General features: G+C 72.1%; 25 protein-coding genes. 17 read left to right on the forward strand and 8 right to left on the reverse strand.

Going from position 1 to position 24,957, the window contains the following annotated elements; translation table 11 throughout:
* Positions 1-35 precede the first annotated feature (35 nt).
* Positions 36-887: a sulfurtransferase gene (locus M6G08_RS17260; RefSeq protein ID WP_272588044.1), complete on the forward strand. Its 852-nt coding sequence runs from the start codon at positions 36-38 to the stop codon at positions 885-887.
* A 478-nt stretch (positions 888-1,365) separates the two neighbouring features.
* Here M6G08_RS17260 and sepH read toward each other — a convergent pair whose 3' ends face one another.
* On the reverse strand, positions 1,366-2,427 hold the full coding sequence (gene sepH / locus M6G08_RS17265) for a septation protein SepH (protein WP_272588045.1): 1,062 nt from the start codon (positions 2,425-2,427) through the stop codon (positions 1,366-1,368).
* Between the two features lie 471 nt (positions 2,428-2,898).
* Between sepH and M6G08_RS17270 the strand changes: the two genes are divergently transcribed.
* Positions 2,899-3,759 (forward strand): hypothetical protein, encoded by an 861-nt coding sequence (locus M6G08_RS17270; RefSeq protein WP_272588046.1) that lies wholly within the window; start codon positions 2,899-2,901, stop codon positions 3,757-3,759.
* Here the strand turns inward: M6G08_RS17270 and M6G08_RS17275 are convergent.
* Together M6G08_RS17275 and M6G08_RS17280 are read right to left on the reverse strand one after the other, a co-directional pair.
* Positions 3,683-5,020, reverse strand: coding sequence for an FAD-linked oxidoreductase, L-gulonolactone oxidase family (locus tag M6G08_RS17275; RefSeq protein WP_272588048.1), 1,338 nt, complete (start codon positions 5,018-5,020; stop codon positions 3,683-3,685). The genes M6G08_RS17270 and M6G08_RS17275 overlap by 77 nt on opposite strands.
* On the reverse strand, positions 4,962-6,218 hold the full coding sequence (locus tag M6G08_RS17280; RefSeq protein ID WP_272588049.1) for an MFS transporter: 1,257 nt from the start codon (positions 6,216-6,218) through the stop codon (positions 4,962-4,964). Before M6G08_RS17280 ends, M6G08_RS17275 begins: the two co-directional genes overlap by 59 nt.
* Before the next feature lie 207 nt (positions 6,219-6,425).
* Here M6G08_RS17280 and M6G08_RS17285 point away from each other — a divergent pair, with 207 nt between their 5' ends.
* Together M6G08_RS17285 and M6G08_RS17290 are read left to right on the forward strand one after the other, a co-directional pair.
* The gene (locus tag M6G08_RS17285) at positions 6,426-7,553 is read left to right on the forward strand and encodes a ferrochelatase (protein WP_272588050.1); all 1,128 of its coding nucleotides are present in this window, start codon (positions 6,426-6,428) and stop codon (positions 7,551-7,553) included.
* 8 nt (positions 7,554-7,561) lie between these two features.
* Positions 7,562-8,380: an inositol monophosphatase family protein gene (locus M6G08_RS17290; protein ID WP_272588051.1), complete on the forward strand. Its 819-nt coding sequence runs from the start codon at positions 7,562-7,564 to the stop codon at positions 8,378-8,380.
* 178 nt (positions 8,381-8,558) lie between these two features.
* On the opposite strand, the gene M6G08_RS17295 is transcribed toward M6G08_RS17290, so the two are convergent.
* Complete coding sequence (locus tag M6G08_RS17295) at positions 8,559-8,732, reverse strand: hypothetical protein (protein ID WP_019325850.1); 174 nt, start codon at positions 8,730-8,732, stop codon at positions 8,559-8,561.
* Positions 8,733-9,147: 415 nt separating this feature from the next.
* On the opposite strand from M6G08_RS17295, the gene M6G08_RS17300 reads away from it, so the two are divergent.
* The 4 genes from M6G08_RS17300 to M6G08_RS17315 all read left to right on the forward strand — a co-directional run bounded on the left by M6G08_RS17300 (position 9,148) and on the right by M6G08_RS17315 (position 12,737).
* Positions 9,148-9,801 (forward strand): response regulator transcription factor, encoded by a 654-nt coding sequence (locus M6G08_RS17300; RefSeq protein WP_003993508.1) that lies wholly within the window; start codon positions 9,148-9,150, stop codon positions 9,799-9,801.
* Positions 9,802-9,807: 6 nt separating this feature from the next.
* Complete coding sequence (locus M6G08_RS17305) at positions 9,808-11,052, forward strand: sensor histidine kinase (protein WP_272588054.1); 1,245 nt, start codon at positions 9,808-9,810, stop codon at positions 11,050-11,052.
* 406 nt (positions 11,053-11,458) lie between these two features.
* Positions 11,459-11,755 carry a DUF4193 domain-containing protein gene (locus M6G08_RS17310; protein ID WP_003993510.1) on the forward strand — a complete coding sequence of 99 codons (297 nt, stop codon included), beginning with the start codon at positions 11,459-11,461 and terminating at the stop codon, positions 11,753-11,755.
* Between the two features lie 13 nt (positions 11,756-11,768).
* A complete protein-coding gene (locus M6G08_RS17315) occupies positions 11,769-12,737 on the forward strand; it encodes a hypothetical protein (protein ID WP_272588055.1) in 969 nt (322 codons plus the stop codon).
* Positions 12,738-12,756: 19 nt separating this feature from the next.
* Here M6G08_RS17315 and M6G08_RS17320 read toward each other — a convergent pair whose 3' ends face one another.
* Positions 12,757-13,218, reverse strand: a complete 462-nt coding sequence (locus M6G08_RS17320) for a DUF3093 domain-containing protein (RefSeq protein ID WP_272588056.1) — start codon at positions 13,216-13,218, stop codon at positions 12,757-12,759.
* 57 nt (positions 13,219-13,275) lie between these two features.
* On the opposite strand from M6G08_RS17320, the gene M6G08_RS17325 reads away from it, so the two are divergent.
* The 8 genes from M6G08_RS17325 to M6G08_RS17360 all read left to right on the forward strand — a co-directional run bounded on the left by M6G08_RS17325 (position 13,276) and on the right by M6G08_RS17360 (position 20,810).
* Positions 13,276-13,860 carry a PaaI family thioesterase gene (locus M6G08_RS17325; RefSeq protein WP_272588057.1) on the forward strand — a complete coding sequence of 195 codons (585 nt, stop codon included), beginning with the start codon at positions 13,276-13,278 and terminating at the stop codon, positions 13,858-13,860.
* Positions 13,857-14,435 (forward strand): dUTP diphosphatase, encoded by a 579-nt coding sequence (dut, locus tag M6G08_RS17330; RefSeq protein ID WP_272588058.1) that lies wholly within the window; start codon positions 13,857-13,859, stop codon positions 14,433-14,435. The genes M6G08_RS17325 and dut overlap by 4 nt, the downstream gene beginning before the upstream one ends.
* Before the next feature lies 1 nt (position 14,436).
* A complete protein-coding gene (locus tag M6G08_RS17335) occupies positions 14,437-15,189 on the forward strand; it encodes a DUF3710 domain-containing protein (RefSeq protein WP_272588059.1) in 753 nt (250 codons plus the stop codon).
* 319 nt (positions 15,190-15,508) lie between these two features.
* Positions 15,509-16,207, forward strand: coding sequence for an ABC transporter ATP-binding protein (locus tag M6G08_RS17340; protein WP_272588060.1), 699 nt, complete (start codon positions 15,509-15,511; stop codon positions 16,205-16,207).
* A gap of 123 nt (positions 16,208-16,330) precedes the next feature.
* Positions 16,331-18,877: a DUF4118 domain-containing protein gene (locus M6G08_RS17345; protein ID WP_272588061.1), complete on the forward strand. Its 2,547-nt coding sequence runs from the start codon at positions 16,331-16,333 to the stop codon at positions 18,875-18,877.
* A complete protein-coding gene (locus M6G08_RS17350; protein WP_272588062.1) occupies positions 18,874-19,557 on the forward strand; it encodes a response regulator in 684 nt (227 codons plus the stop codon). The genes M6G08_RS17345 and M6G08_RS17350 overlap by 4 nt, the downstream gene beginning before the upstream one ends.
* Before the next feature lie 62 nt (positions 19,558-19,619).
* Positions 19,620-20,018, forward strand: a complete 399-nt coding sequence (locus tag M6G08_RS17355) for an OB-fold nucleic acid binding domain-containing protein (protein WP_071528847.1) — start codon at positions 19,620-19,622, stop codon at positions 20,016-20,018.
* A 3-nt stretch (positions 20,019-20,021) separates the two neighbouring features.
* Positions 20,022-20,810 carry a DUF3159 domain-containing protein gene (locus M6G08_RS17360; protein ID WP_272588063.1) on the forward strand — a complete coding sequence of 263 codons (789 nt, stop codon included), beginning with the start codon at positions 20,022-20,024 and terminating at the stop codon, positions 20,808-20,810.
* 110 nt (positions 20,811-20,920) lie between these two features.
* Here M6G08_RS17360 and M6G08_RS17365 read toward each other — a convergent pair whose 3' ends face one another.
* The 3 genes from M6G08_RS17365 to M6G08_RS17375 all read right to left on the reverse strand — a co-directional run bounded on the left by M6G08_RS17365 (position 20,921) and on the right by M6G08_RS17375 (position 22,638).
* On the reverse strand, positions 20,921-21,598 hold the full coding sequence (locus M6G08_RS17365) for a potassium channel family protein (protein ID WP_019325863.1): 678 nt from the start codon (positions 21,596-21,598) through the stop codon (positions 20,921-20,923).
* A complete protein-coding gene (locus tag M6G08_RS17370) occupies positions 21,598-22,269 on the reverse strand; it encodes a potassium channel family protein (protein WP_272588064.1) in 672 nt (223 codons plus the stop codon). Before M6G08_RS17370 ends, M6G08_RS17365 begins: the two co-directional genes overlap by 1 nt.
* Before the next feature lie 246 nt (positions 22,270-22,515).
* Positions 22,516-22,638 carry a hypothetical protein gene (locus M6G08_RS17375; protein ID WP_272588065.1) on the reverse strand — a complete coding sequence of 41 codons (123 nt, stop codon included), beginning with the start codon at positions 22,636-22,638 and terminating at the stop codon, positions 22,516-22,518.
* Between the two features lie 208 nt (positions 22,639-22,846).
* Between M6G08_RS17375 and M6G08_RS17380 the strand changes: the two genes are divergently transcribed.
* Positions 22,847-24,910, forward strand: coding sequence for an APC family permease (locus tag M6G08_RS17380; RefSeq protein WP_272588066.1), 2,064 nt, complete (start codon positions 22,847-22,849; stop codon positions 24,908-24,910).
* Positions 24,911-24,957 lie beyond the last annotated feature (47 nt).

Below are 24,957 nucleotides of genomic sequence, written 5' to 3' on the forward strand. Positions count from 1 at the left end.
GGCGCGGCGGCCACTCGGTACGCCAGGATGGAGCCATGAACGCCATCATCTCCGCATCCGAACTCGCCGACGAACTGGCGGGCGGGGACCCGCCCGTCCTGCTCGACGTCCGCTGGCAGCTGAGCACGGCCGGGGCCGCCGGTGCCCCGCCGTTCGACGGCCGGGCCGAGTACGCCGCCGGGCACCTCCCCGGCGCGGTCTTCGTCGACCTGGACAAGGAACTCGCCTCGGCCGCGGGTACCGGCGGCCGGCACCCGCTGCCGGACGTGGCGGAGTTCGGCACGGCGATGCGCCGGGCCGGCGTGTCGGCGGGTCGGCCGGTCGTCGTGTACGACGGCGGACAGGGGTGGGCGGCGGCCCGGGCCTGGTGGCTGCTGCGCTGGACGGGTCACCCGAACGTGCGGGTCCTCGACGGCGGGTTGCCGTCCTGGGAGGCGCCGTTGTCGACGGACGTCCCCGTCCCCGCGGAGGGAGACTTCACGCCGGAACCGGGGGCGGCGGGCCTGCTGGACGCCGACGGGGCGGCCGCACTCGCCCGGTCCGGCGTGCTGTTCGACGCCCGCGCGGGGGAGCGGTACCGAGGCGAGGTCGAGCCGATCGACCCGGTCGGCGGTCACATCCCGGGCGCCGTGTCCGCGCCCACGACGGACAACGTGGCGGCTGACGGCCGCTTCCTGCCGGCTGGCGAACTCCGCGCACGCTTCGCCTCCCTCGGCGCCGACGGGGACGGTGCGGTGGGTGTGTACTGCGGCTCGGGCGTGTCGGGAGCCCACGAGGTGCTGGCGCTGGCGGTGGCGGGCATCCCGGCGGCGCTGTACGTGGGTTCGTGGTCGGAGTGGTCGGCGGACCCGGAGCGGCCGGTCGCCGTGGGACCCGATCCCCAGTAGGCGTGCCGATCCGGTAGGCAGGTCCGTCAGCCGGCGCACACACCGGACCGCCGCAGGGTGTGTCCGGTGCGCCGCCCGGTGGGTACGTGAGCCAACGCCGGTGGACCCCTCGGGCTCACCCCGGCGGGCACGCCGGCCTGGTCCTGGAGGCACGTCGGCGCCGCCCCGGTGGCCCGTGACTCGCCGGGCCGGGCCCTCGGTGAGTGTGCCGAACGCGCTCCCGGTGGGGCACTGGACGCGCCCGCGAGTAGCACCAAGCGGCGCCGGGCCCGGCTGCCCAGCCGGGGCCGACTCCCGGCGAGGCCGTGATCCTGGTGGGGCAGCGCCCCCGCCGGTGCCGGACCCGGCAGACACCCGGGCCCGGGGGCCGGGCCGGACGCCCGGCGCCGACCGCCCGACGAGTCAGGGGCGCACCCGCGCGGGGTGCGCCCCTGACTCATCGGGCGTCGTCGAGCGTCCGTCGGGCGGAAGAGTCCGCCTACTCCTGCTTCTTCCGCCGTGTCCCGAACACGATCTCGTCCCAACTGGGGACCGCCGCCCGGCGGCCCGGCCGTACTCCGTCGGCCTCGGCCTGGCGGTCCGTGGAGCCGGTGAGGCGGTCGCGGTGGCTGCCCACGGAGCGGGGCATGAGCACGTCGGCGTAGGCGGAACCGGCCGACGCGGCGGTGGCCGGAGGCTCTTCCACCTCGGGCTCCTCGACGGGCTCCTCAGCCGGTTCGGGCGCGCGCTCGGGCACCACCAGGTCGCCCCGGAAGCTCGGCACCGCCTCCAGCAGGCTGGTGAGCGAGTCGCGTTCGCGTTCGGCCGAGGCCGTGGCCACGGTCTCCTCGTCCGGCTCCGACGGCGGGGGCGGGGGCAGGCTCGGCCGCTCCCGCTGCTCCCGGTCGAGCGTACGGTCCAGCGGCCGGTCGCGCGGCAGCCGGGCGATGCGCGGGACGAACGGGACACTGGGCTCGGGCGCGGCGAGGTCGTCGGTCTCGCCGATCAGCGTGCGCGCCTCCGCGTCGACGGCCTGGACGAGGCGCCTGGGCGGGTCGTAGGTCCAGCTCGCCGAGTGGGGTTCGCCCGCGACCAGGTAGACCAGCAGTACTTCCCAGGTGCCGTCGTCGCGGCGCCAGGAGTCCCACTGGACGGTGTCCTTGTCGGCGCCGCGCAGCAGCAGCCGCTCCTGCACGGCCTCGCCGAGGGGCGGCCCCGAGTTCTCGCCGGGACGGCGGACGGGTGTCTTGCGGGCCCGCTCCGCCATGAACGCGCGCTCGGCGAGCACGGGGCCCTCGAAGCGCCGTACGCGGTCGACGGGGATGCCGGCCATCTGGGCGACCTCTTCCGCGGTCGCGCCGGCACGTATACGCGCCTGAATGTCGCGGGGGCGGAGATGGCTCTCCACCTCGATCTCGATCTGGCCGAGGCGGGGACGGTCGCCGCGCACGGCGGCCCGGAGCCGCTCGTCGATCGGAAGCGTGTACTCCGTGCTGTCCGCAGCCTTCAGCACCAGCCGTGTGCCGTCATTCGAGACGGCCACGACACGCAGTTCGGGCATGGGGACCTCCCGGGTGGTGCCTGCCGACGTCACGTGCGTCGCTGCTTCCGCTCTGTCGAGTGTGGCCTGCCCGGGTGCAGCCTGCCACAACCTTGCCGAGTTGCCCGGCGTGTCGGGCACGGGCCCTGGATCGCCGTTATGGCACGGTTACCTGTTCGCAACGCTGAGTGACGAATTTCGTCACCCTGTGCAACTAGCCCCCTCCCGGCGGTCCTTCGCGGTCCCGGACCCCCTGACGGGAGACCGGACCCAGGGCTCGCAACAGTACTCCATTCGGGCCACGTGCGTGGATTGGCACGCCGCCCAACTTCTGGCAAGAGGCGACGCTTGGCCGCCCTCGGCGTGTTTTCCGTGATCTCGGCGTGGCGTACTTCACGCAATCACCAGAAACGGAACTAATGGTTTCGACCGCTCGTCCCTTTCTCGTGCAGTTGATCGATCACGTACGGGAAAGACAGGCAAGGTCCGGTGATGCGTGAAAAGCCCGATGCCGCAGGCGAGACGAATGCGCGAACGGAGGTGCGGTCCAGGCGGATCGACCTGAGCGTGCCCCAGGTCGCGGGCAGTGCCCTGGCCGCGGTGGTGGCCGCCAAACTCGCCTCCTCCTTCGGCGTGTACGGCACCATCCTCGGCGCCGGCCTGATCAGCGTCATCGCGACCTGCGGAGGGTCGGTCCTCCAGCACTTCTTCAAGCGCACCGGCGAGCAGTTGCGGGTCAGGCGCACGGGCGGCGGTGTGCGGGCCGTACCGGCCCCGGCGCCGGGCTCCGGGCCGGCCATGGCTCCGGGAGAGTTCACCGAGGGAACCGTCCACCGCGTGCGCACCCGCGGCTGGAAACGCCCCCTGGTCGCGGCGGCCCTCGTCTTCGGCGTCACCATGGCCGGGATCACCGCGTACGAACTCGCCTCCGGCGAGACCCTGAGCGGCGGCCACAGCACCACCGTCGGCAGCGCCTTCTCCGGCCACAACAAGGGCGGTTCGGGCACGGGGGAGCAGGGCGATTCCGGCGGCGGCTCCGGCGACGGACAGGAGCACGAGGACCCCGGCGGTACCGGTGAGCCGGGGGACTCCGGTTCCGGCGGCGACACCCCGGCGGCCACCCCGTCCGGGACCCCGAGCGGCACCGGCGGCGACCCGTCGTCGGACGGTGCCGCCGAGGAGGACGGCGGTACGGCGGCCACCCCGACGCCCACCCCGGACGCCACCGGGGACGGCGGTTCCGGCGACGCCGCGAGCCCGGCCCCCGACGCCTCGGCTACGGCCCCAGAACCCGGCGCAAGTAGTCGTTCCGGAACAGACGGTCAGGGTCAAGACGGTCCCGCAGCGCCGTGAACTCGCCGAAGCGCGGATACACCCGGGAGAAGTACTCGGCGTCCCGGGTGTGCAGCTTGCCCCAGTGCGGCCGGCCCTCGTGGGCCGTGAAGATGCGCTCCGCCGCGGTGAAGTACGCCTGGTAGGGCGTCCCCCGGAACATGTGGACGGCGATGTACGCGCTGTCGCGGCCCGACGCGGTGGACAGCGTGATGTCGTCCGCCGGGGCCGTGCGCACCTCGACCGGGAAGCTCACCCTCAGCGGGGACCGGTCCACCATCGCCTTCAGTTCACGCAGCGTCTCGGCGACGGCCTCGCGCGCGACGGCGTACTCCATCTCCACGAACCGCACCCGGCGCGGGGACGTGAAGACCTTGTAGGGAGTGTCCGTGTACGTCCGCGCGGAGAGCGCCTTGCTGGAGATCCGGGCGATCGCCGGGACGGTGGCGGGCGCCGCGCGGCCGACCCAGTTGGCCGCCTGGAAGACGCCGTTGGACAGGAACTCGTCCTCGAACCAGCCCTTCAGCCGGCCCACCGGCTGCTCGGGACCGGCGCTGCGGTTGTTGCGCTTGGTGTTCGTGTTTCCGGTGTGCGGGAACCAGTAGAACTCGAAGTGCTCGTTCTCGGCCCACAGTTCGTCGAACTCGGCGAGGACCCGCTCGAAGGGCATCGGCTCCTCGCGGGCCGTGAGCAGGAAGGCCGGCTCGACGGCGAAGGTGATCGCGGTGACGACACCGAGCGCCCCCAGGCCGATCCGGGCGGCGGCGAAGACGTCGGCGTTCTCCCGCTCGGAACAGGTCAGCACCGACCCGTCAGCGGTGACCATCTCCAGACCCCGGATCTGGGCGGCGATGGAGGCGGAGTCGCGGCCGGTGCCGTGGGTGCCGGTGCTGGTGGCCCCGGACACCGTCTGCTCCATGATGTCGCCCATGTTCGTCAGCGACAGGCCCTCCCGAGCGAGGGCCAGGTTGAGGCGCTTGAGCGGGGTGCCGGCCTCGACGGTGACGGTCATCGCGTCGCGGTCGATGCGGCGGATCCCGGTCATGAACCGAGGGCGTATGAGCACGCCGTCCGTCGCCGCTATGGACGTGAAGGAGTGGCCGGTGCCGACGGCCTTGACCCGCAGCCCCTCGTCCGCCGCCCCGCGGACGGCCTCGGCCAGTTCCTCGACGGAGGCGGGAGTGACCTCCCGCGCGGGGCGCACGGAGACGTTGCCGCCCCAGTTACGCCATGTGCCGTTCTTCCCGCTCGCCGTCCCGTGTGCCGTGCGTGTGCTGCTCAACGGTCCCTCCCCGACGCTGAGCCGGCCGCTTGAGCCGGCGGTACCCGAGGAAACCGACCGCGACCGCGACGGCACCGGCCACCGCCGGAACCCCGTACCCGGCACGCGCCCCGGAGGCGTCGATCACCCAGCCGCCCGCGGAGGAGCCGAGCGCGACGCCGACCGCGAGGCCGGTGCTCACCCAGGTCATGCCCTCGGTGAGCTGCGTGCGTGGTACGTGCTGGTCGATGAGGGACATCGTCGTGATCATCGTGGGAGCGATGGACAGACCCGCAACGAACAGCGCCGCGGCCAGAAACAGCAGGTTTCCGACCAGTAGGAGGGGGATCATACTCACGGCCATCGCACAGACGCCCAGGAGCCAGCGGCGCTCGGGCGGTCCGGCGAAGCGCAGCAGCCCGAAGACCATGGCCGCCGTGCACGATCCCGCCGCGTACAGGGCGAGTACGACACTGGCGGCGGCCTTGTGGCCCTCCTCCTCGGCGAAGGCCACGGTGACCACGTCGATGGACCCGAAGATCGCCCCCGTCGCCACGAAGGTGGCGACCAGGACCTGGAGCCCCCGGGAGCGCAGCGCGGTGCCGCCGCCCTTCTCCTCGCGCGGGTGCGGCTCCGGCTCGGTGGCGCGCTGCGAGGTCAGCCAGAAGACGCCCGTCGCCAGGAAGCAGGCGGCCAGCAGCGGCCCGGCCTCCGGGAACCAGGCCGTGGACAGGCCGATGGAGATGATCGGCCCGAAGATGAAGCAGACCTCGTCCACCACGGACTCGAACGAGTACGCGGTGTGCAGCTGCGGGGTGCCCCGGTACAGCGCGGCCCAGCGGGCGCGGACCATCGCGCCGAGGCTGGGTACGCAGCCGATGCCGACGCAGGCCACGAACAGCACCCAGTCCGGCCACCCGTAGTGCGCGGCCGGCAGCAGCACGGCCGCCGCGGTCAGCGACACCAGGGTCGCCGGGCGCAGCACCCGCCGCTGGCCGTACCGGTCGACCAGGCGGGAGACCTGCGGTCCGGCCACGGCGGCGGCGAGCGCGATGGTGGCCGACAGGGCACCGGCCAGTCCGTACCGCCCGGTGAGCTGCGAGATCATCGTCACCACGCCGATGCCCATCATCGACAGCGGCATCCGGCCGAGGAAGCCCGCGGTCGAGAATGCCTTGGTGCCGGGGGCGGCGAACAGGGCGCGGTAGGGACTGGGCAACGCGGTCTCCGGGAACGACTCAGTGGGCTCGGTAAGGTCCGAACGCAGTCGATACAGATTACTCGTGCGGACGCGTGGGAAACACCCCGCAGGACAGCCCGGAAAGACCCCGCGGGACGGGCGCGAGCGCGCCCGCGGACCTGGCCGGGACGCGCGGCGGGACCCCGCCGTTGGTGGGTTGTCAGTGGCGGGTGGCAGGATCGAGACATGCCAGACGTGCTCGACGCCAGCCCCTACGACTCCCTGCTCCTGCTCTCGTTCGGCGGCCCGGAGGGTCCCGACGACGTGGTCCCGTTCCTGGAGAACGTGACGCGCGGGCGGGGCATCCCCAAGGAACGCCTCAAGGAAGTCGGCCAGCACTACTTCCTCTTCGGCGGGGTCAGCCCCATCAACGACCAGAACCGCGCCCTGCTGGACGCCCTGCGCAAGGACTTCGCCGAGCACGGCCTGGACCTGCCGGTCTACTGGGGCAACCGCAACTGGGCCCCGTACCTGACGGACACCCTGCGCGAGATGGTCCGCGACGGACGCCGCCGCGTCCTGGTCCTCGCCACCAGTGCCTACGCGTCGTACTCGGGCTGCCGCCAGTACCGCGAGAACCTCGCGGACGCGCTCGCCGCCCTGGAGGCCGAGGGCCTGGAGCTGCCGAGGATCGACAAGCTGCGGCACTACTTCAACCACCCGGGCTTCGTCGAGCCCATGGTCGACGGGGTCGTCCGGTCCCTCGCCGAGCTGCCCGAGGAGGTGCGGGACGGCGCGCACATCGCCTTCTGCACCCACTCGATCCCCGACTCCGCCGCGGACACCTCCGGCCCGGTCGAGGACCACGGCGACGGCGGGGCGTACGTGCGCCAGCACCTGGACGTCGGGCAGGTGATCGCGGACGCCGTCCGCGAGCGCACCGGCGTCGACCACCCGTGGCAGCTCGTGTACCAGTCGCGGTCCGGCGCCCCGCACATCCCGTGGCTGGAGCCCGACATCTGCGACCACCTGGAGGAGCGCCACGCGGCCGGCGTCCCCGCTGTGGTGATGGCACCCATCGGCTTCGTCTCCGACCACATGGAGGTCCTGTACGACCTCGACACGGAGGCCACGGCCAAGGCGCGGGAGCTGGGGCTGCCGGTGCGCCGCTCGGCCACCGTGGGCGCCGACCCGCGGTTCGCCGCCGCGGTCCGCGACCTCGTGCTGGAGCGGGCCGCCGTCGAGCAGGGCCGGGACGTCGCACCGTGCGCCCTCGGCGCGCTCGGCGCCAGCCACAACCTGTGCCCGGTCGGCTGCTGCCCCGCCCGCGCCCCCCGCCCCGCCGCCGCGGGCGCCGACAGCCCCTACGCGTGAGGAGCCCCGTGACCGACGTGACGCCCGCCCCCCTCCATGCCGAGCTGCTGAAGATCGCCCAGGAGGCCGCCCACCGCGCGGGCGAGCTGCTGCGCGACGGCCGCCCGGCCGACCTGGCGGTCGCGGCCACCAAGTCCAGCCCGATCGATGTGGTCACCGAGATGGACATCGCGGCCGAGAAGCTGATCACCGGCCTGATCGCCGACCGCCGCCCCGACGACGGCTTCCTCGGCGAGGAGGGCTCCGCCACCGAGGGCACCAGCGGCGTCCGCTGGGTCGTCGACCCGCTCGACGGCACCGTCAACTACCTCTACGGGCTGCCCACCTGGGCCGTCTCCATCGCCGCCGAGCAGGACGGCGAGCGGGTGGCCGGCGTGGTCGTCGCCCCGATGCGGGGCGAGTCGTACCACGCGGTGCTCGGCGGCGGAGCCTGGGCGACGGGAGCGTGGGACGGCGAACGCCGGCTCGCCTGCCGCGCTCCGGCCCCGCTGGACCAGGCCCTGGTCTCCACCGGCTTCAACTACGTCGCCGACGTCCGCGCCGAGCAGGCCGAGATCGCGCGGCGGCTGATCCCGCTGGTGCGCGACATCCGGCGCGGCGGTTCCGCCGCGATCGACCTGTGCGACGTGGCCGCCGGCCGCCTCGACGGCTACTACGAGCGGGGGCTGCACCCGTGGGACCTCGCGGCCGGGGACCTGATCGCCCGGGAGGCGGGCGCGGTGACCGGCGGACGCCCCGGTGAGCGCCCGTCCGCCGACCTGACGATCGCGGCCACCCCGGAGGTCTTCGAGCCCCTCCAGCGGCTCCTGACGGACTTCGGAGCGTAGGCCTCCGGCGGTTGGGCGGGCAGGGAGGGGCGGTGTGCGCGCCCCCGCTGCGGCCCGCTATCGGCGCCGACGTCGTCCGGGTCGGCGACGACACGCCGGCCGCTCGCCCCCGGACGGCACCGCACACGACAGGGCCCCGGCGCTGGATCCCGCCGGGGCCCTGTCTTTCACGGGCTGGTCAGACGCTGGTCGTGCCGACCTCCACGCCGTGCTCGGCAGCGAGACGGCGCAGGTCGTCGAGCTCTCCCAGCTCCACCTCGACGAGGAACTCGTCCCCCTCGTCGCGGGCCCGGGACAGGTCGGACTCGGTCGTCTTTATGCGCTGCAGAAGTCCTGCGGTGAAAGCGTCCATGCTGCGCCCCCTCGTCCTGGGTCGTGGGTCGGTGGCACGGGGGTGTGCCGTTCGGAAGGGACGATCACGTCTCCGGTGGAGTGCCCAGCGCTGCCCTTCCGGGCGGCGACGGTGCCGGACACCCACGCCCGCTCTGCGGAAGCGGACCGCGGCATACCGCGCGGTGACGCGGTACAGGCAGAGCGTGATCGCGGGGTGTAAAGCCGTCCTCCCCCCGCTCTCTTCCGCGGAAACCTCAACCACGCGAGAAAATCTCGCATTCCCGCTCCCGTACCGGTGTTCCTCCCGGGCCTTCCCTCGTCTTACAGCCGACTTATGGCCGAAAAGGGCAGGATGGAGGCAACACACCCCGCCGGCCCCTGCCCTCGTGCGCCCCGGAAGCGCTACGCGGGTGGACACAGGAAGGACAAGCGACGTGCGCGTACTCGTCGTCGAGGACGAGCAACTGCTCGCCGATGCGGTGGCCACCGGACTGCGCCGGGAGGCCATGGCCGTCGACGTCGTGTACGACGGTGCGGCCGCCCTGGAGCGCATCGGCGTCAACGACTACGACGTGGTCGTCCTCGACCGCGACCTCCCGCTCGTGCACGGCGACGACGTGTGCCGCAAGATCGTCGAGCTGGGCATGCCCACCCGCGTGCTGATGCTCACGGCCTCCGGCGACGTCAGCGACCGGGTCGAGGGCCTGGAGATCGGCGCCGACGACTACCTGCCCAAGCCCTTCGCCTTCAGCGAGCTCATCGCGCGCGTGCGTGCCCTGGGCCGCCGCACCAGCGTGCCCCTGCCGCCCGTCCTGGAACGCGCCGGCATCAAGCTCGACCCGAACCGTCGCGAGGTTTTCCGCGACGGCAAGGAGGTGCAGCTCGCGCCGAAGGAGTTCGCCGTGCTCGAGGTGCTCATGCGCAGCGAGGGGGCCGTGGTCTCCGCGGAGCAGCTGCTGGAGAAGGCCTGGGACGAGAACACCGACCCGTTCACCAACGTCGTACGAGTGACCGTCATGACCCTGCGCCGCAAACTGGGCGAGCCGCCCGTCATCGTCACCGTCCCCGGCTCCGGGTACCGGATCTGACCGGCCGTGGCGACGACACCCGCGCCCCCCGGGGCGCCCCCGAAGCCCACCTGGGACCCGCGCTCGGCCACCCCCATGCCGTGGCTGCGGCCCACCATCCGGATAAGGCTCACGCTGCTGTACGGCGGCATGTTCCTCATCGCCGGCATCCTGCTGCTGTCGATCATCTACCTGCTCGCCGCCCAGGCGGTACGCACCGGCAACCAGCCGCTCTACAAGATCGTCGACTTCCAGGACCTCCAGGTCGCCAGCAACGACTGCCCGGGCATCACGGACGGCAACCTGTCGCTGTCGCAGTTCAACGCCGCGATCAGCGACTGCATCGACCGCCAGCGCCAGGAAGCCCTGGACCGGCTGCTGAGCCGGTCGCTGCTGGCCCTGCTGGGCCTCGCCGTGATCGCCTTCGCCTTCGGCTACGCGATGGCCGGACGCGTCCTGTCGCCGCTGGGCCGGATCACCCGCACCGCGCGCGCGGTGGCGGGCTCCGACCTCTCCCGGCGGATCGAGCTGGACGGTCCGGACGACGAGCTGAAGGAGCTCGCGGACACGTTCGACGACATGCTGGAGCGACTGCAGCGGGCCTTCACCGCCCAGCAGCGCTTCGTCGGCAACGCCTCCCACGAGCTGCGCACGCCCCTGGCGATCAACCGGACCCTGCTGGAAGTGCACCTGTCCGATCCGGGCGCGCCGGTGGAGCTCCAACAGCTCGGCAAGACCCTGCTCGCCACCAACGAACGCAGTGAGCAGCTCGTCGAGGGCCTGCTGCTGCTCGCCCGCAGCGACAACCAGATCGTCGAGCGCAAACCGGTGGACCTCGCCGAGGTGGCCGGCCAGGCCATCGACCAGGTGCACGCCGAGGCGGACACCAAGGGCGTGGAGATCCGCGGCACGCGGGACCCGGCCGTCGTGCAGGGCAACGGCGTCCTGCTGGAGCGCATCGCCCTGAACCTCGTCCAGAACGCCGTGCGCTACAACGTGGCGGAACAGGGCTGGGTGGAGGTCACCACCTCGGTCGAGAACGGCCAGGCGGTCCTGGTGGTCACCAACACCGGGCCCGTGGTGCCGGCGTACGAGATCGACAACCTCTTCGAGCCGTTCCGCCGCCTGCGCACCGAACGCACGGGGAGCGACAAGGGCGTCGGTCTCGGGCTGTCCATCGCGCGGTCGGTGGCGAGGGCGCACGGCGGGCACATCTACGCTCAGCCGCGCGACGGCGGGGGGCTCGTGATGCGAGTGACGCTCCCCGTCTGAGATCATGACCCCGACATCTCACCGACACCCGAGGATGTTCGCTTTGAGCGGAATTTCCAGGCCGACGGCCCTGGAGTTGCCTGTGTGATCGATCACAGCACCGGCTTTCTCGCCATCTACTCTCCGTGATCATGCACCCTGTCGGAAGGCCGGGAAAGTCCTGGTTTTCAGGGGCCCTGATCACGGGAAGTACACGGTGAGGCGCCTTTGAAGTGCGACATTCGGACCGTGTACGGTCCCCATCGCCATCCAAGCCGATCACTCATGAGGAGTCCGGTTGGGTGTCGATTGAGTAACAGACCTTGATGTGAGGCAAAATCTCCGCCTCGGGTCGGGCACAAGTCCGGCCTCTCACGCGTTACGTGCGCTGGAGACACCCGCAGACACCCAGAGGGGGAGAGCGACCATGGCAACCGATTACGACACTCCACGCAAGACCGACGACGACGTCGACTCGGACAGCCTCGAAGAGCTGAAGGCCAGGCGGAACGACAAGTCCGCCTCGGCCGTCGACGTCGACGAGTTCGAGGCCGCGGAAGGCCTCGAACTTCCCGGCGCCGACCTCTCGAACGAGGAACTGGCGGTCCGTGTACTGCCGAAGCAGCAGGACGAGTTCACCTGCATGAGCTGCTTCCTGGTGCACCACCGCAGCCAGCTGGCCCGGGAGAAGAACGGCCAGCCGATCTGCCGCGACTGCGACTGAGGCGGGGTCGGCCGTGACTGGCTCGACCCCTCCCTGGAAGCGCCGCTTCCACAGGCGGGAAGCGGACCAAGGGCCGCTCGACGGTTCCTACAGCGCGCGTGACGACGAGCGGGGCCCGACCGACACGGGGACGGCCCCGCTCGAATCAGTGGCCGACCGGGGTGACCTCCCGGCGACCGCGCAGCCGCCGGCGCCCGCTGCCCGGCGCAGGGCAGCGGCGTTCCGGCACAAGGCCGGCCAGGGCGTCCGCAACGGCGGTCAGCGCGCCAGGGCCGCCCTCGCGCACCTCGCCGACCGGATCATCGAACTGGCGCCGCGCGTGCCCGTACGGGACCTGGCGACGCTGCGCGGACAGTTCCCCGGCCTCGGCCCCGAGGAGATCGCCGACCGGCTGGTCACGGGCGCGACCAAGGGCACGGCGACCGTCGGCGCGGGGATCGGCGCGGCGGCGATGATGCCCGTGCCGCCCGCGATGCCGACCGAACTGGCCGCCGAGGTGACCGGCGTGGCCGCGATCGAGCTCAAACTGATCGCCGAACTGCACGAGGTGTACGGCCTGCGTCCGCCGGGCAGCCTCGCGCAGCGCAGTACCGCGTACCTGAACTCCTGGTCCGACGAGCGCGGAGTCGACGTGTCCAAACCGTCGACCCTCGGCTCGGCGATGAACAGCCACATGAAGCGCCAGCTGCGCCAGCAGATCATGAAGCGCATGGTGCGCAACCTGCCGAACCTCATGCCGTTCATGATCGGCGCCGCGGTGGGCGCCGTCATGAACCGCCGCGACACCAGGAAGCTCGCCGACAGGATCCGGGCGGACCTGCGCAAGAGGCAGGTGCCGTGGAGCGCCCTCGACGAGCTGCCGGCCCTGGAGGGGCCGCAGGACGCGCTGGACATGGGCTCGCTCACCAAGGAGCTGGGCCCCAAGGGTTTCGGCGGCCCCAAGGGCTCAGGTCACGGCTCCGACGGGGACGGCGGGCGCTGACAGCCCGCCCGCGGTGGCGTTACGCCGCCGCCTTCGCCGCCTTCAGGGCCTCGGCCAGCCGCTCCGGCTCGCGGGTCGACAGGTACAGGTACGGAGTCGGGTCCTCCGGGTCCGTGACCGGCACGCGCAGGGCCCTCGGAATGTAGGCCCGCAGCAGCAGGAAGGCGCGGGTGTCCGCCTTGTGGGTCCGCCAGGCGCGGGCCTCCTCCGGGTCGAGGATCTCCGCCTCGCCCAGGGCGGAGAGCGGCACCCTCGCCTCGCCCGCGATCAGCGAGTCCCCCACGACGCGGATGCGGACCGCGCCGTACGAACTGGCCGCAACCGCCGCGACCGCCGTTCCGCCGGCCAGGCCGCCCAGCATCGGCAGCGTGCCGAAGGGCAGCAGGATCAGGGCGAACGAGAGCCCCACCAGGAAGGACCCCAGCCACCAGGAGCGGGGCGCGGTGAGGCGTTCTTCGTACGGGGCGGTCGAGAGCTGCATGCACCAAGCTTGGCACGGTATCGGTGTTCGGCCGACGCGCGGGTAAGGTCTGCGCCTGTGAGTGGTACTTCCCCAGGTCTCCAGCCCCCCGCCGACGCCGTCAAACCCGTACGGCACCCCGACGCGCCCGCCCCCGGCGAGCTGCTCGGCGCCCACTACGGCCAGTGCTTCGGCTGCGGGGGCGACCAGCCCCACGGGCTGCACCTCCAGGCGCGGGCCGGTGAAGGCGTGTCGATCACCGCCGAGTTCACCGTGCAGTCCGCCCACCAGGGCGCCCCCGGCCTCGCCCACGGCGGCGTGCTGGCCAGCGCGCTGGACGAGACCCTCGGTTCGCTCAACTGGCTGCTGCGCACCATCGCGGTGACCGGGCGGCTGGAGACCGACTTCCTGCGGCCGGTGCCCGTCGACACCACGCTGTACCTGGAGGCCGAGGTGACCGCGGTGGCCGGCCGGAAGATCTACTCCACCGCCACCGGCCGGATCGGCGGCCCCGACGGACCCGTGGCCGTGCGCGCCGACGCCCTCTTCATCGAGGTCAAGGTCGAACACTTCGTGAACCACGGCCGCGAGGAGGAGATCCGCGCCGCCATGGACGACCCCGACCAGGTCCGCCGGGCCCGTGCCTTCGAGGTGAACCCGTGAGTCTGCCGGACCCCGGACACCGCGAGCCCCGCCCCGACCTCGACGTCCTGATCCGCCGCGTCGACCCCGACGTTCCGCTGCCGGAGTACGCGCAGCCCGGCGACGCGGGCGCCGACCTGCGCACCACGGTCGACTGCGAACTGAAGCCCGGTGAGCGCGCCGTTCTTCCCACGGGCGTGTCTGTGGCGCTCCCGGAGGGGTACGCGGCCTTCGTGCACCCGCGTTCCGGGCTCGCTGCCCGCTTCGGTGTCGCCCTCGTGAATGCCCCGGGGACGATTGATGCCGGGTACCGTGGGGAGATCAAGGTGATCGTGGTGAATCTCGATCCGCGCGACAGCGTGCGGTTCGAGCGCTTCGACCGGATTGCCCAACTGGTCGTCCAGCAGGTCGAGAGGGTCCGCTTCCATCAGGTCGCGGAGCTTCCCGACTCGGCGCGGGCCGGAGGGGGCTTCGGGTCCACCGGCGGCCACGCCGGGACGGACCGCGCAAGCGGCACAAGCGGTCAGGTCGCCGAGGGCGGCCCGACGGGTGGGAATCGATACGCTTCGGTCGTATCCGACCGGGAAGGACAGTGACGTGTTCGGACGTCGCAAGAAGAGGGATGCCGCCGAGGACGCGGCCGGCGAGGCCGAGCAGGTCGTCGACAGCGTCGACACCGAGGCGGACGAAGAGCGCGAGCGCGTGCGGCTCGAGCCCGAACCGCGGCCCGACGGGCCCTGGGACAGCACCGAGGTCCGCGACCCCGCCGAGGGCCGGGTGGACCTGGGCGGTCTGTTCGTACCCGGAGTCGAGGGCATGGAGCTGCGGGTGGAGGTCGCGGGCGACGCGATCGTCGCCGCGACCGTCGTGCTGCGCGACAGCGCCATCCAGCTGCAGGGCTTCGCCGCGCCCAAGCGCGAGGGCATCTGGGCCGAGGTGCGCGAGGAGATCGGCTCCGGCATCACCCAGCAGGGCGGCATCATCGACGAGGTCGAGGGCCCGCTGGGCTGGGAGCTGCGGGCGCAGGTCCCGGTGCAGCTGCCGGACGGCACGGGCGGCTTCCAGGTCGTGCGCTTCGTCGGCGTGGACGGTCCCCGCTGGTTCCTGCGCGGCGTGATCTCCGGCCAGGGCGCCGTGCAGCCGCAGGCCGCCGGTCTGCTGGAGCAGATCTTCCGGGACACGGTCGTGGTCCGCGGCGAGGGTCCGATGGCCCCGCGCGACCCGATCGTCCTCAAGCTCCCCAACGACGCGCAGATGGTCCCCGAGGGCGTCCAGCAGGAGGAGGGCTCCCGCTTCTCCGGCGGCATGGGCCAGCTCCAGCGCGGCCCGGAGATCACCGAGGTCCGGTAGGCGAGTACGAGTTCGAGCACTCGGCACGGAGGGCCGCGTCCCGTAGGGGACACGGCCCTCCGTGCCATGCCGGGGCCACGCCGCGACATCCGGCCCTTCCGCTCCGCGCGGCCGTGTCGGGCGGTGCCGACCGTGACCGGCCGCACCGACGGTGACGGGCCGCACCGGCCCCGCACGGCCGCACCGGCCGTGACGGGTCGCGCCGTTGTGCCGGGGTCGCGCCGTTGTGCCGGGGTCGCGGTGACGACCCGTGCCGCACCTTGAACGTCCCGGTGCCGCCCGGCGATACTGGCGCCCGGTTTCCGGCGGGGGAGGGCACATGAGCCAGGGCCAGGTGGTCACCGACACCATGGTGCGCGTCGAGGGCGTGCGCAAGGCGTACGGTCACGGGGCCGCCGCCGTACACGCCCTGCGCGGCGTCTCCTTCGAGGTGCGGCGTGGTGAGCTGGTCGCCCTGAAGGGGCGGTCGGGCTCCGGGAAGACCACGCTGCTCAACATCGTCGGCGGGCTCGACGCGGCCGACGCCGGGCGGGTCGAGGTCGACGGCCGGGACCTCGCGGAACTGGACGAGGACGGCCTGCTCGCCCTGCGCCGGGACCGCGTCGGCTTCGTCTTCCAGTCCTTCGGCCTCATCCCGATCCTCACCGCCGCCGAGAACGTCGGCGTCCCGCTGCGGCTGCGCCGTACCGCACCGCGCGAACGCGAGGAACGCGTCGCACTGCTCCTCTCCCTCGTCGGCCTCGCCGACCACGCCGCCCAGCGTCCCGGTGAGCTGTCCGGCGGGCAGCAGCAGCGGGTCGCCATCGCCCGCGCCCTCGCCAACAACCCGGCGCTGCTGATCGCCGACGAGCCCACCGGCCAGCTGGACGCGCAGACCGGGCACGCCGTGATGGAGCTGCTGCGGGCCGTCGTACGCAGCGAACGGGTCACCGCCCTCGTCGCCACCCACGACGCCACACTGCTGGACCTGGCCGACCGGGTGCTCGAACTCCGGGACGGGGAGATCGTCGCGGAGTGACACCGCGGGCGTCAGAGTTGCGTCAAAGAGCACCGGCGCCCCCTGTCCCGCCCTGATTTGTCGGGATTGCTGGCCGTAGGGTCGACGCTGCGCAACCAGCGCTGACCGGAAGACAATGAGGCCATGGGACGCGGCAAGCTTCGGATCTACCTCGGTGCGGCACCGGGCGTCGGCAAGACGTACGCGATGCTGTCCGAGGCGCACCGCCGCATGGAGCGGGGCACGGACTGCGTCGTGGCCTTCGTGGAGCACCACGGCAGGTCCCGCACCGAGGTGCTGCTGCACGGCCTGGAGCAGGTGCCGCGCCGGGAGCTGGCTCACCGCGGCGCCGTCTTCACCGAACTGGACCCGGACGCGGTGCTGGAACGCGCCCCCCGGGTCGCCCTGGTGGACGAACTGGCGCACACCAACGTCCCCGGCGCCCGCAACGCCAAACGCTGGCAGGACGTGGAGGAGCTGCTGGCCGCCGGGATCGACGTGATCTCGACCGTCAACATCCAGCACCTGGAGTCCCTCGGCGACGTCGTCGAGTCGATCACCGGCGTACGGCAGCAGGAGACCGTGCCGGACGAGGTGGTGCGCCGGGCCGACCAGATAGAGCTCGTGGACATGTCGCCGCAGGCGCTGCGCCGGCGCATGGCCCACGGCAACATCTACCAGCCGGACAAGGTCGACGCGGCGCTGTCCAACTACTTCCGCCCCGGCAACCTCACCGCCCTGCGCGAGCTGGCCCTCCTGTGGGTGGCCGACCGGGTTGACGAGTACCTCCAGCAGTACCGCAGCGAACACCGCGTCTCGAGGATCTGGGGCTCGCGCGAGCGCATCGTGGTCGGCCTGACCGGCGGCCCCGAGGGCCGGACCCTGATACGCCGGGCCGCGCGCCTCGCGGAGAAGGGCGCCGGCGGCGAGGTGCTGGCCGTCTACATAGCCCGCAGCGACGGGCTCACCGCGGCCTCCCCCAAGGAACTGGCGGTGCAGCGCACCCTGGTGGAGGACCTCGGCGGCACCTTCCACCACGTACTCGGCGACGACATACCGGCCGCGCTGCTCGACTTCGCGCGCGGCAGCAACGCCACCCAGATCGTCCTCGGCTCCTCGCGCCGCAAGGCCTGGCAGTACGTCTTCGGACCCGGCGTCGGCGCCACGGTGGCCCGTGAGTCCGGCCCCGACCTGGACGTCCACATCGTGACCCACGAGGAGGTCGCCAAGGGCCGGGGACTGCCCGTGGCCACGGGCGCGCGGCTCGGCCGCTCCCGGAGCGTCTGGGGCTGGCTCACCGGCCTCGGCGGCCCGGTCCTGCTCACCCTGCTGCTGAACACCGTCCACCTCGGCCTCGCCAACGACGTGCTGCTGTACCTGGCGCTGACCGTGGCCGCCGCGCTGCTCGGCGGCCTGTACCCGGCGCTCGCCTCGGCCGCGGTCGGCTCCCTCCTGCTGAACTGGTTCTTCACGCCCCCGGTCAACCGGATCACCATCGCCGACCCCAGGAACATGCTTGCGCTCGCCATATTCGTGGGCGTCGCGCTCTCCGTGGCCTCGGTCGTCGACCTCGCGGCCCGCCGCACCCACCAGGCCGCCCGGCTGCGCGCCGAGTCGGAGATCCTCTCCTTCCTCGCCGGTGACGTCCTGCGCGGCGAGACCAGCCTGGAGACCCTGTTGGAACGGGTCCGCGAGACCTTCGGCATGGAGTCGGCCGCCCTGCTGGAACGGGACGGCGACGTGGCGCCCTGGACCTGCGCCGGACGGGCGGGGACGGGCCCGCCGGTGGAGCGCCCTGAGGACGCGGACGTGGACATGCCGGTCGGGGACCACATGGCCCTCGCGCTGACCGGCCGGGTGCTGCCCGCCGAGGACCGCCGGGTGCTGGCCGCCTTCGCCGCCCAGGCCGCCGTCGTACTGGACCGCCGGCGCCTGCGCGAGGAGGCCGACCGGGCCCGCGCGCTGGCCGAGGGCAACCGCATCCGCACGGCGCTGCTGGCCGCCGTCAGCCACGACCTGCGGACACCGCTCGCCGGCATCAAGGCCGCGGTCACCAGTCTGCGCTCCGACGACGTGGCGTGGTCCGAGGAGGACCGGGCCGAGCTGCTCGAGGGGATCGAGGAGGGCGCCGACCGCCTCGACCACCTGGTGGGCAACCTGCTCGACATGTCCCGCCTGCAGACCGGCACGGTCACGCCGCTGATCCGCGAGATAGACGTCGACGAGGTGGTGCCGATGGCGCTCGGCGGCGTCCCCGAGGGCAGCGTCGAGCTGGACGTCCCCGAGACGCTGCCCATGGTCGCCGTCGACGCGGGGCTGCTGGAGCGCGCGATGGCCAACCTGATCGAGAACGCCGTCAAGTACAGCCCCGCCGACCGGACCGTCCTGGTCGCCGCCAGCGCCCTCGCGGACCGCGTCGAGGTCCGGGTCGTCGACCGGGGACCGGGCGTGCCGGACGGCGCCAAGGAGCGCATCTTCGAGCCCTTCCAGCGGTACGGCGACGCCCCGCGCGGAGCCGGAGTGGGCCTCGGCCTGGCCGTGGCCCGGGGTTTCGCCGAGGCGATGGCCGGCACGCTGAACGCCGAGGACACGCCCGGCGGCGGCCTCACCATGGTGCTCACCCTCCGCGCGGCCGGTCCACACGCCGGCGCTCTCCCTGTCACCACAGCAGAAAGGCAGGCCGCCCGATGACCCGGGTGCTCGTGATCGACGACGAACCGCAGATCGTGCGGGCCCTCGTGATCAACCTCAAGGCCCGGCACTACGAGGTCGACGCCGCCCACGACGGAGCCACCGCCCTTCAGCTCGCCGCCGCCCGCCACCCCGACGTGGTGGTGCTGGACCTGGGCCTGCCCGACATGGACGGCGTCGAGGTGATCCGGGGCCTGCGCGGCTGGACCCGGGTGCCGATCCTGGTGCTCTCCGCCCGGCACTCCTCCGACGAGAAGGTCGAGGCGCTCGACGCGGGGGCCGACGACTACGTGACCAAGCCCTTCGGCATGGACGAACTGCTGGCCCGCCTGCGTGCCGCCGTCCGCCGGGCCGAACCCGTTCCGGGCGGCGAGGACGACGTGATCGTCGACACCGCCGACTTCTCCGTCGACCTGGCCGCGAAGAAGGTGAACCGCGGCGGCCGGGACGTACGGCTGACGCCCACCGAGTGGCACCTGCTGGAGGTGCTGGTGCGCAACACCGGGCGCCTGGTCAGCCAGAAGCAGCTCCTCCAGGAGGTGTGGGGACCGTCGTACGGGACGGAGACGAACTACCTGCGGGTCTACATGGCGCAGCTGCGCCGCAAGCTGGAGACGGACCCGGCGCACCCGCGCCACTTCATCACCGAGCCGGGCATGGGGTACCGCTTCGAGAAGTGAGCCTCGCGATACCGGCCAGGAGAGGGTGTCTCGCTGTCGGCGCGCCCCGGTACGCTTCAGACATGAGTGCTGCTCCGCGTTCCGACAAGCCGGTGGGCCGGTTCCGGCGCATGTTCGACCGGCTCTCCTCGTCGCAGGAGGACCTGGAGTCCGAGGAACTGCGCGAGGACGCCGACACCGCCGGCTGCACCCGTATCGGCGACTGCCAGGACCGTCAGATCGTCTCGGTTACTGGTACCTTGCGCACGGTCACCCTGCGACCGCGCGCGGGCGTCCCGGCCCTGGAGGCCGAGCTGTTCGACGGCTCCGCCGCCCTGGACGTGGTGTGGCTGGGCAGGCGCTCCATCGTGGGCATAGAGCCGGGGCGCAAGCTCATCGCATCGGGCCGGATCTCCATGAGCCGGGGCCGCCGGGTGCTCTTCAACCCGAAATACGAACTGAGACCCCTCGGACGGGAGTAGCCGGTGACGTCGCTCGACAAGCCGACCGAAGACACCCAGGACACGGAAGCCGGCGACGCGCGGGCGGTGACGGAGGCCGCGCTGTTCGAGGCGTTCGGCGGCGTGCGGGGCATGGTCGAGACGGTGCTGCCGGGCCTGCTCTTCGTCACCATCTTCACGCTCAACAACGACCTGCACATGTCGGCGATCGCGGCGCTCGCCGTGTCGCTGGTGCTGGTCGTGGTCCGGCTGGCGATGAAGGACACCGTCAAGCACGCCTTCAGCGGCGTCTTCGGCGTCGCCTTCGGCGTGGTCTTCGCGATGATGACCGACAACGCCAAGAACTTCTACCTGCCGGGCATGCTCTACACCCTGGGCCTGGCCCTGGCGTACATCGTGACCGCGCTGGCCGGCGTGCCCCTGATCGGTCTGATCCTCGGCCCGGTCTTCAAGGAGAACCTCTCCTGGCGCACCCGGAACCCGGGACGCAAGAAGGCCTACACCAAGGCCAGCTACGCCTGGGGCCTCATCCTGCTCGCCAAGTCCGCGATCCTCTTCCCGCTGTACTGGTGGGCGGACACCGAGCAGCTCGGCTGGGTCCTGGTCACCCTGAAGATCCCGCCCTTCCTGCTCGCCGTCTGGCTGACCTGGGTCTTCCTGGCCAAGGCGCCGGCTCCCATCGACGTGTTCGCGGAGATGGAGGCGGCGGAGCAGGCCGAGAAGGAGCGTGAGGAGCGCGCGAAGGCCGAGCGCGAGGCCCGCGGCGAGGACACCCTGGACCCCGCGCCCGGCGGCAGGCACCGCAAGGACTGACGCCCCCCGGAAGGGTGACGGCATACGACGGTGGGGCGCCCGGAGATCTCCGGGCGCCCCACCGTCGTATGCGCGGACCGTGCGCGGGCCAGGTGCGGGCCGTACGCCGGTCAGCGCGCCGTACTGCCCTTGCGCGCCGACAGCAGGTCCTCCAGCTGCTCCTCGCGGGCCTGCGCCGCCACGAACAGCAGCTCGTCGCCGGCCTCCAGGGAGTCCTCCCCGGACGGCGTCAGCACCCGGGTGCCGCGGATGATCGTGACCAGCGAGGTGTCCTCGGGCCACTCCACGTCCCCGACCTGCGTGCCGGCCAAGGCCGACTCCTCCGGCAGCGTCAGCTCCACGAGGTTGGCGTCGCCGTGGCTGAAGCGCAGCAGCCGGACCAGGTCGCCGACGCTCACCGCCTCCTCGACCAGGGCCGACATCAGCCGCGGCGTGGAGACGGCGACGTCCACGCCCCAGGACTCGTTGAACAGCCACTCGTTCTTCGGGTTGTTCACCCGGGCGACGACCCGCGGAACGCCGTACTCCGTCTTGGCCAGCAGGGAGACGACCAGGTTGACCTTGTCGTCGCCCGTCGCGGCGATGACGACGTTGCAGCGCTGGAGCGCCGCCTCGTCCAGGGACGTGATCTCGCACGCGTCCGCGAGCAGCCACTCCGCCATCGGCACCCGCTCGACCGAGATCGCGGTCGGCGCCTTGTCGATGAGCAGGACCTCGTGGCCGTTCTCCAGCAGCTCGCCCGCGATCGAACGGCCGACCGCGCCGGCTCCGGCAATGGCGACCCTCATCAGTGACCGCCCTCCTCTTCAGGACCCTGGGCGAACGCCGCCTCGACCTTGTCGACCTCGTCGGTGCGCATCATCACGTGCACCAGGTCACCCTCTTGCAACACCGTCTGCGAGGAGGGCAGGATCGCCTCGCCGAGCCGGGTGAGAAACGCCACCCGCACCCCGGTCTGCTCCTGGAGCCGGCTGATCTTGTGGCCGACCCAGGACGCAGAGGTGTGCACCTCGGCGAGCTGGACCCCGCCGGTCGGGTCGCGCCACAGCGGCTCGGCGCCCGAGGGGAGCAGCCGGCGCAGCATCTGGTCGGCCGTCCAGCGGACGGTGGCGACCGTGGGGATGCCCAGACGCTGGTAGACCTCGGCGCGGCGGGGGTCGTAGATGCGGGCGGCGACGTTCTCCACGCCGAACATCTCACGAGCCACCCGGGCGGCGATGATGTTCGAGTTGTCGCCGCTGGAGACGGCGGCGAAGGCGCCGGCCTCCTCGATGCCCGCCTCGCGCAGGGTGTCCTGGTCGAAGCCGATACCGGTGACCCGGCGGCCGCCGAACGTGGAACCGAGGCGGCGGAAGGCGGTGGGGTCCTGGTCGACCACGGCGACCGTGTGCCCCTGCTGCTCCAGCGTCTGCGCGAGGGCCGAGCCCACACGCCCGCAGCCCATGATCACGATGTGCATCGCCTCACACCCCGCTTCCTGCGGGCCCGCCGGCCTTAGTGGATGTCCTGCTCATGTCTCTCTTTCGGCTCGCCTGGCGACACATAGCGGCCGGTGTGCGGGCCGCAGGGGAACATCATGCCGGTGGGCACCGACCCCGACGCCGCTCGGGGCCCCGGGAAGTCCGGAACCCCGATCGGAAGCCGGGTCTCCCCGTCGTCCGCCCCCAACGTAGCGGCAAGCCTCCGGGGGCCGCAGGGGGCCGTCTCACCCTCCGGCCGAGGAGTCCCGCCGGCCGATGCTGCGAATGCTGGCGAGAGTCAGGATTCCGAGGCCGACGAGCGTGGCGGCGCCGCCGATCAGCTCTGCGCTCAGGTCGCTCAGGTGCATGGGACCTCCAAGGGGCGGTGCGACGGCCGGGGAGCGGTCGGCAATCGGGCAGTCTTCGTCATACAGTCGGACATTCAGGCACGCCGACCGCGCGACCTGTGGAATCCGCAGCCCTCCCGGCCGCCGAATTCACCCGTAGGGCAGAGCGCGGGGCGATCGGGGGTGGCGGGTGGGCGGGCGCCCGTTCGAAGGCTTACGATCCTCTGTTGTGTCCAAACTGACCGACGTGCCCAAACGGATTCTGATCGGGCGCGCACTGCGCAGTGACCGGCTGGGCGAAACGCTCCTGCCGAAGCGCATCGCCCTCCCCGTCTTTGCCTCCGACCCGCTGTCCTCCGTGGCCTACGCGCCCGGCGAGGTCCTGCTGGTCCTGTCCATCGCGGGCGTGTCGGCGTACCACTTCAGCCCCTGGATCGCGGTCGCGGTCGTCGTGCTGATGTTCACCGTGGTCGCCTCCTACCGGCAGAACGTGCACGCCTACCCGAGCGGGGGCGGCGACTACGAGGTGGCGAACACCAACCTCGGCCCGAAGGCCGGTCTGACGGTGGCGAGCGCCCTCCTGGTCGACTACGTACTGACCGTCGCGGTCTCCATCTCCTCCGGCATCGAGAACCTCGGCTCCGCGATCCCCTTCGTGGTCGAGCACAAGGTCCTCTGCGCCATCGCCGTCATCCTGCTGCTGACGCTGATGAACCTGCGCGGCGTCAAGGAGTCGGGCACGCTCTTCGCCATCCCGACGTACGTCTTCGTCGCGGGCGTCTTCATCATGATTGCCTGGGGCGCCTTCCGCGGCCTGGTCCTGGACGACACCATGCGCGCCCCCACCGCGGACTACGAGATCAAGCCGGAGCACGGCGGCCTCGCGGGCTTCGCCCTGGTCTTCCTCCTCCTGCGCGCCTTCTCCTCCGGCTGCGCCGCCCTCACCGGCGTGGAGGCGATCTCCAACGGCGTCCCGGCCTTCCGCAAGCCCAAGTCGAAGAACGCGGGCAACACCCTCGCGCTGATGGGCCTGCTCGCCGTCACCATGTTCTGCGGCATCATCGCCCTGGCCGCCGCCACCGACGTCCGCATGTCGGAGAACCCGGCCACCGACCTCTTCCACAACGGCGTCGCGCTCGGCTCGGACTACGTGCAGCACCCGGTGATCTCGCAGGTCGCCGAGGCGGTCTTCGGGGAGGGCAGCTTCCTCTTCATCATCCTGGCCGCCGCCACCGCACTCGTCCTCTTCCTCGCCGCGAACACCGCCTACAACGGCTTCCCGCTGCTCGGCTCGATCCTCGCCCAGGACCGCTACCTGCCCCGCCAGCTGCACACCCGCGGCGACCGCCTGGCCTTCTCCAACGGCATCGTGCTCCTCGCCGGCGCCGCGATGCTCCTGGTCTTCATCTACGGAGCCGACTCGACGCGCCTGATCCAGCTCTACATCGTCGGCGTCTTCGTCTCCTTCACGCTCAGCCAGATCGGCATGGTCCGCCACTGGAACCGCCACCTGGCCACAGAGAAGGACCCGGCCGCCCGCCGCCGCATGATCCGCTCCCGCGCGATCAACGCCTTCGGCGCCTTCTTCACCGGCCTGGTCCTGGTCGTCGTACTGGCCACCAAATTCACGCACGGCGCCTGGGTCGCCCTGCTCGGCATGTGCATCTTCTTCGCGACGATGACGGCCATCCGCAAGCACTACGACCGCGTCGCCGAGGAGATCGCCGCCCCCGAGGACCCCGACGAGGCGCAGCCCGACGACATGGTCCGCCCGTCCCGCGTCCACTCGGTCGTCCTCATCTCCAAGATCCACCGGCCCACCCTCCGCGCCCTCGCCTACGCCAAGCTCATGCGCTCCGACACCCTGGAGGCACTCAGCGTCAACGTCGACCCGGCCGAGACCAAGGCCCTGCGCGACGAATGGGAACGGCGCGGCATCGCCGTACCGCTGAAGGTGCTGGACTCGCCCTACCGCGAGATCACGCGGCCGGTCATCGAGTACGTCAAGAGCCTGCGCAAGGAGTCCCCGCGCGACGCGGTCTCGGTGATCATCCCCGAATACGTGGTCGGCCACTGGTACGAACACCTGCTGCACAACCAGAGCGCCCTGCGCCTCAAGGGCCGCCTGCTCTTCACCCCCGGTGTCATGGTCACCTCGGTCCCGTACCAGCTCCAGTCCTCCGAGGCCGCCAAGCGGCGCGCGCGCAAGCGCCAGGACTGGAACGCGCCCGGTGCGGTCCGGCGCGGCCCCGCGGGCCCCGACCGGGCGAAGGAGTCCTCGCCGTCGAAGTAGACTGGACGGCTGTTGTCCTTCGGCGCCCGCCTTCCGGCGGCCGTGCC

Origin of the sequence: Streptomyces sp. M92 (genome assembly GCF_028473745.1) — a bacterium.
Taxonomy (GTDB): Bacteria; Actinomycetota; Actinomycetes; order Streptomycetales; family Streptomycetaceae; genus Streptomyces.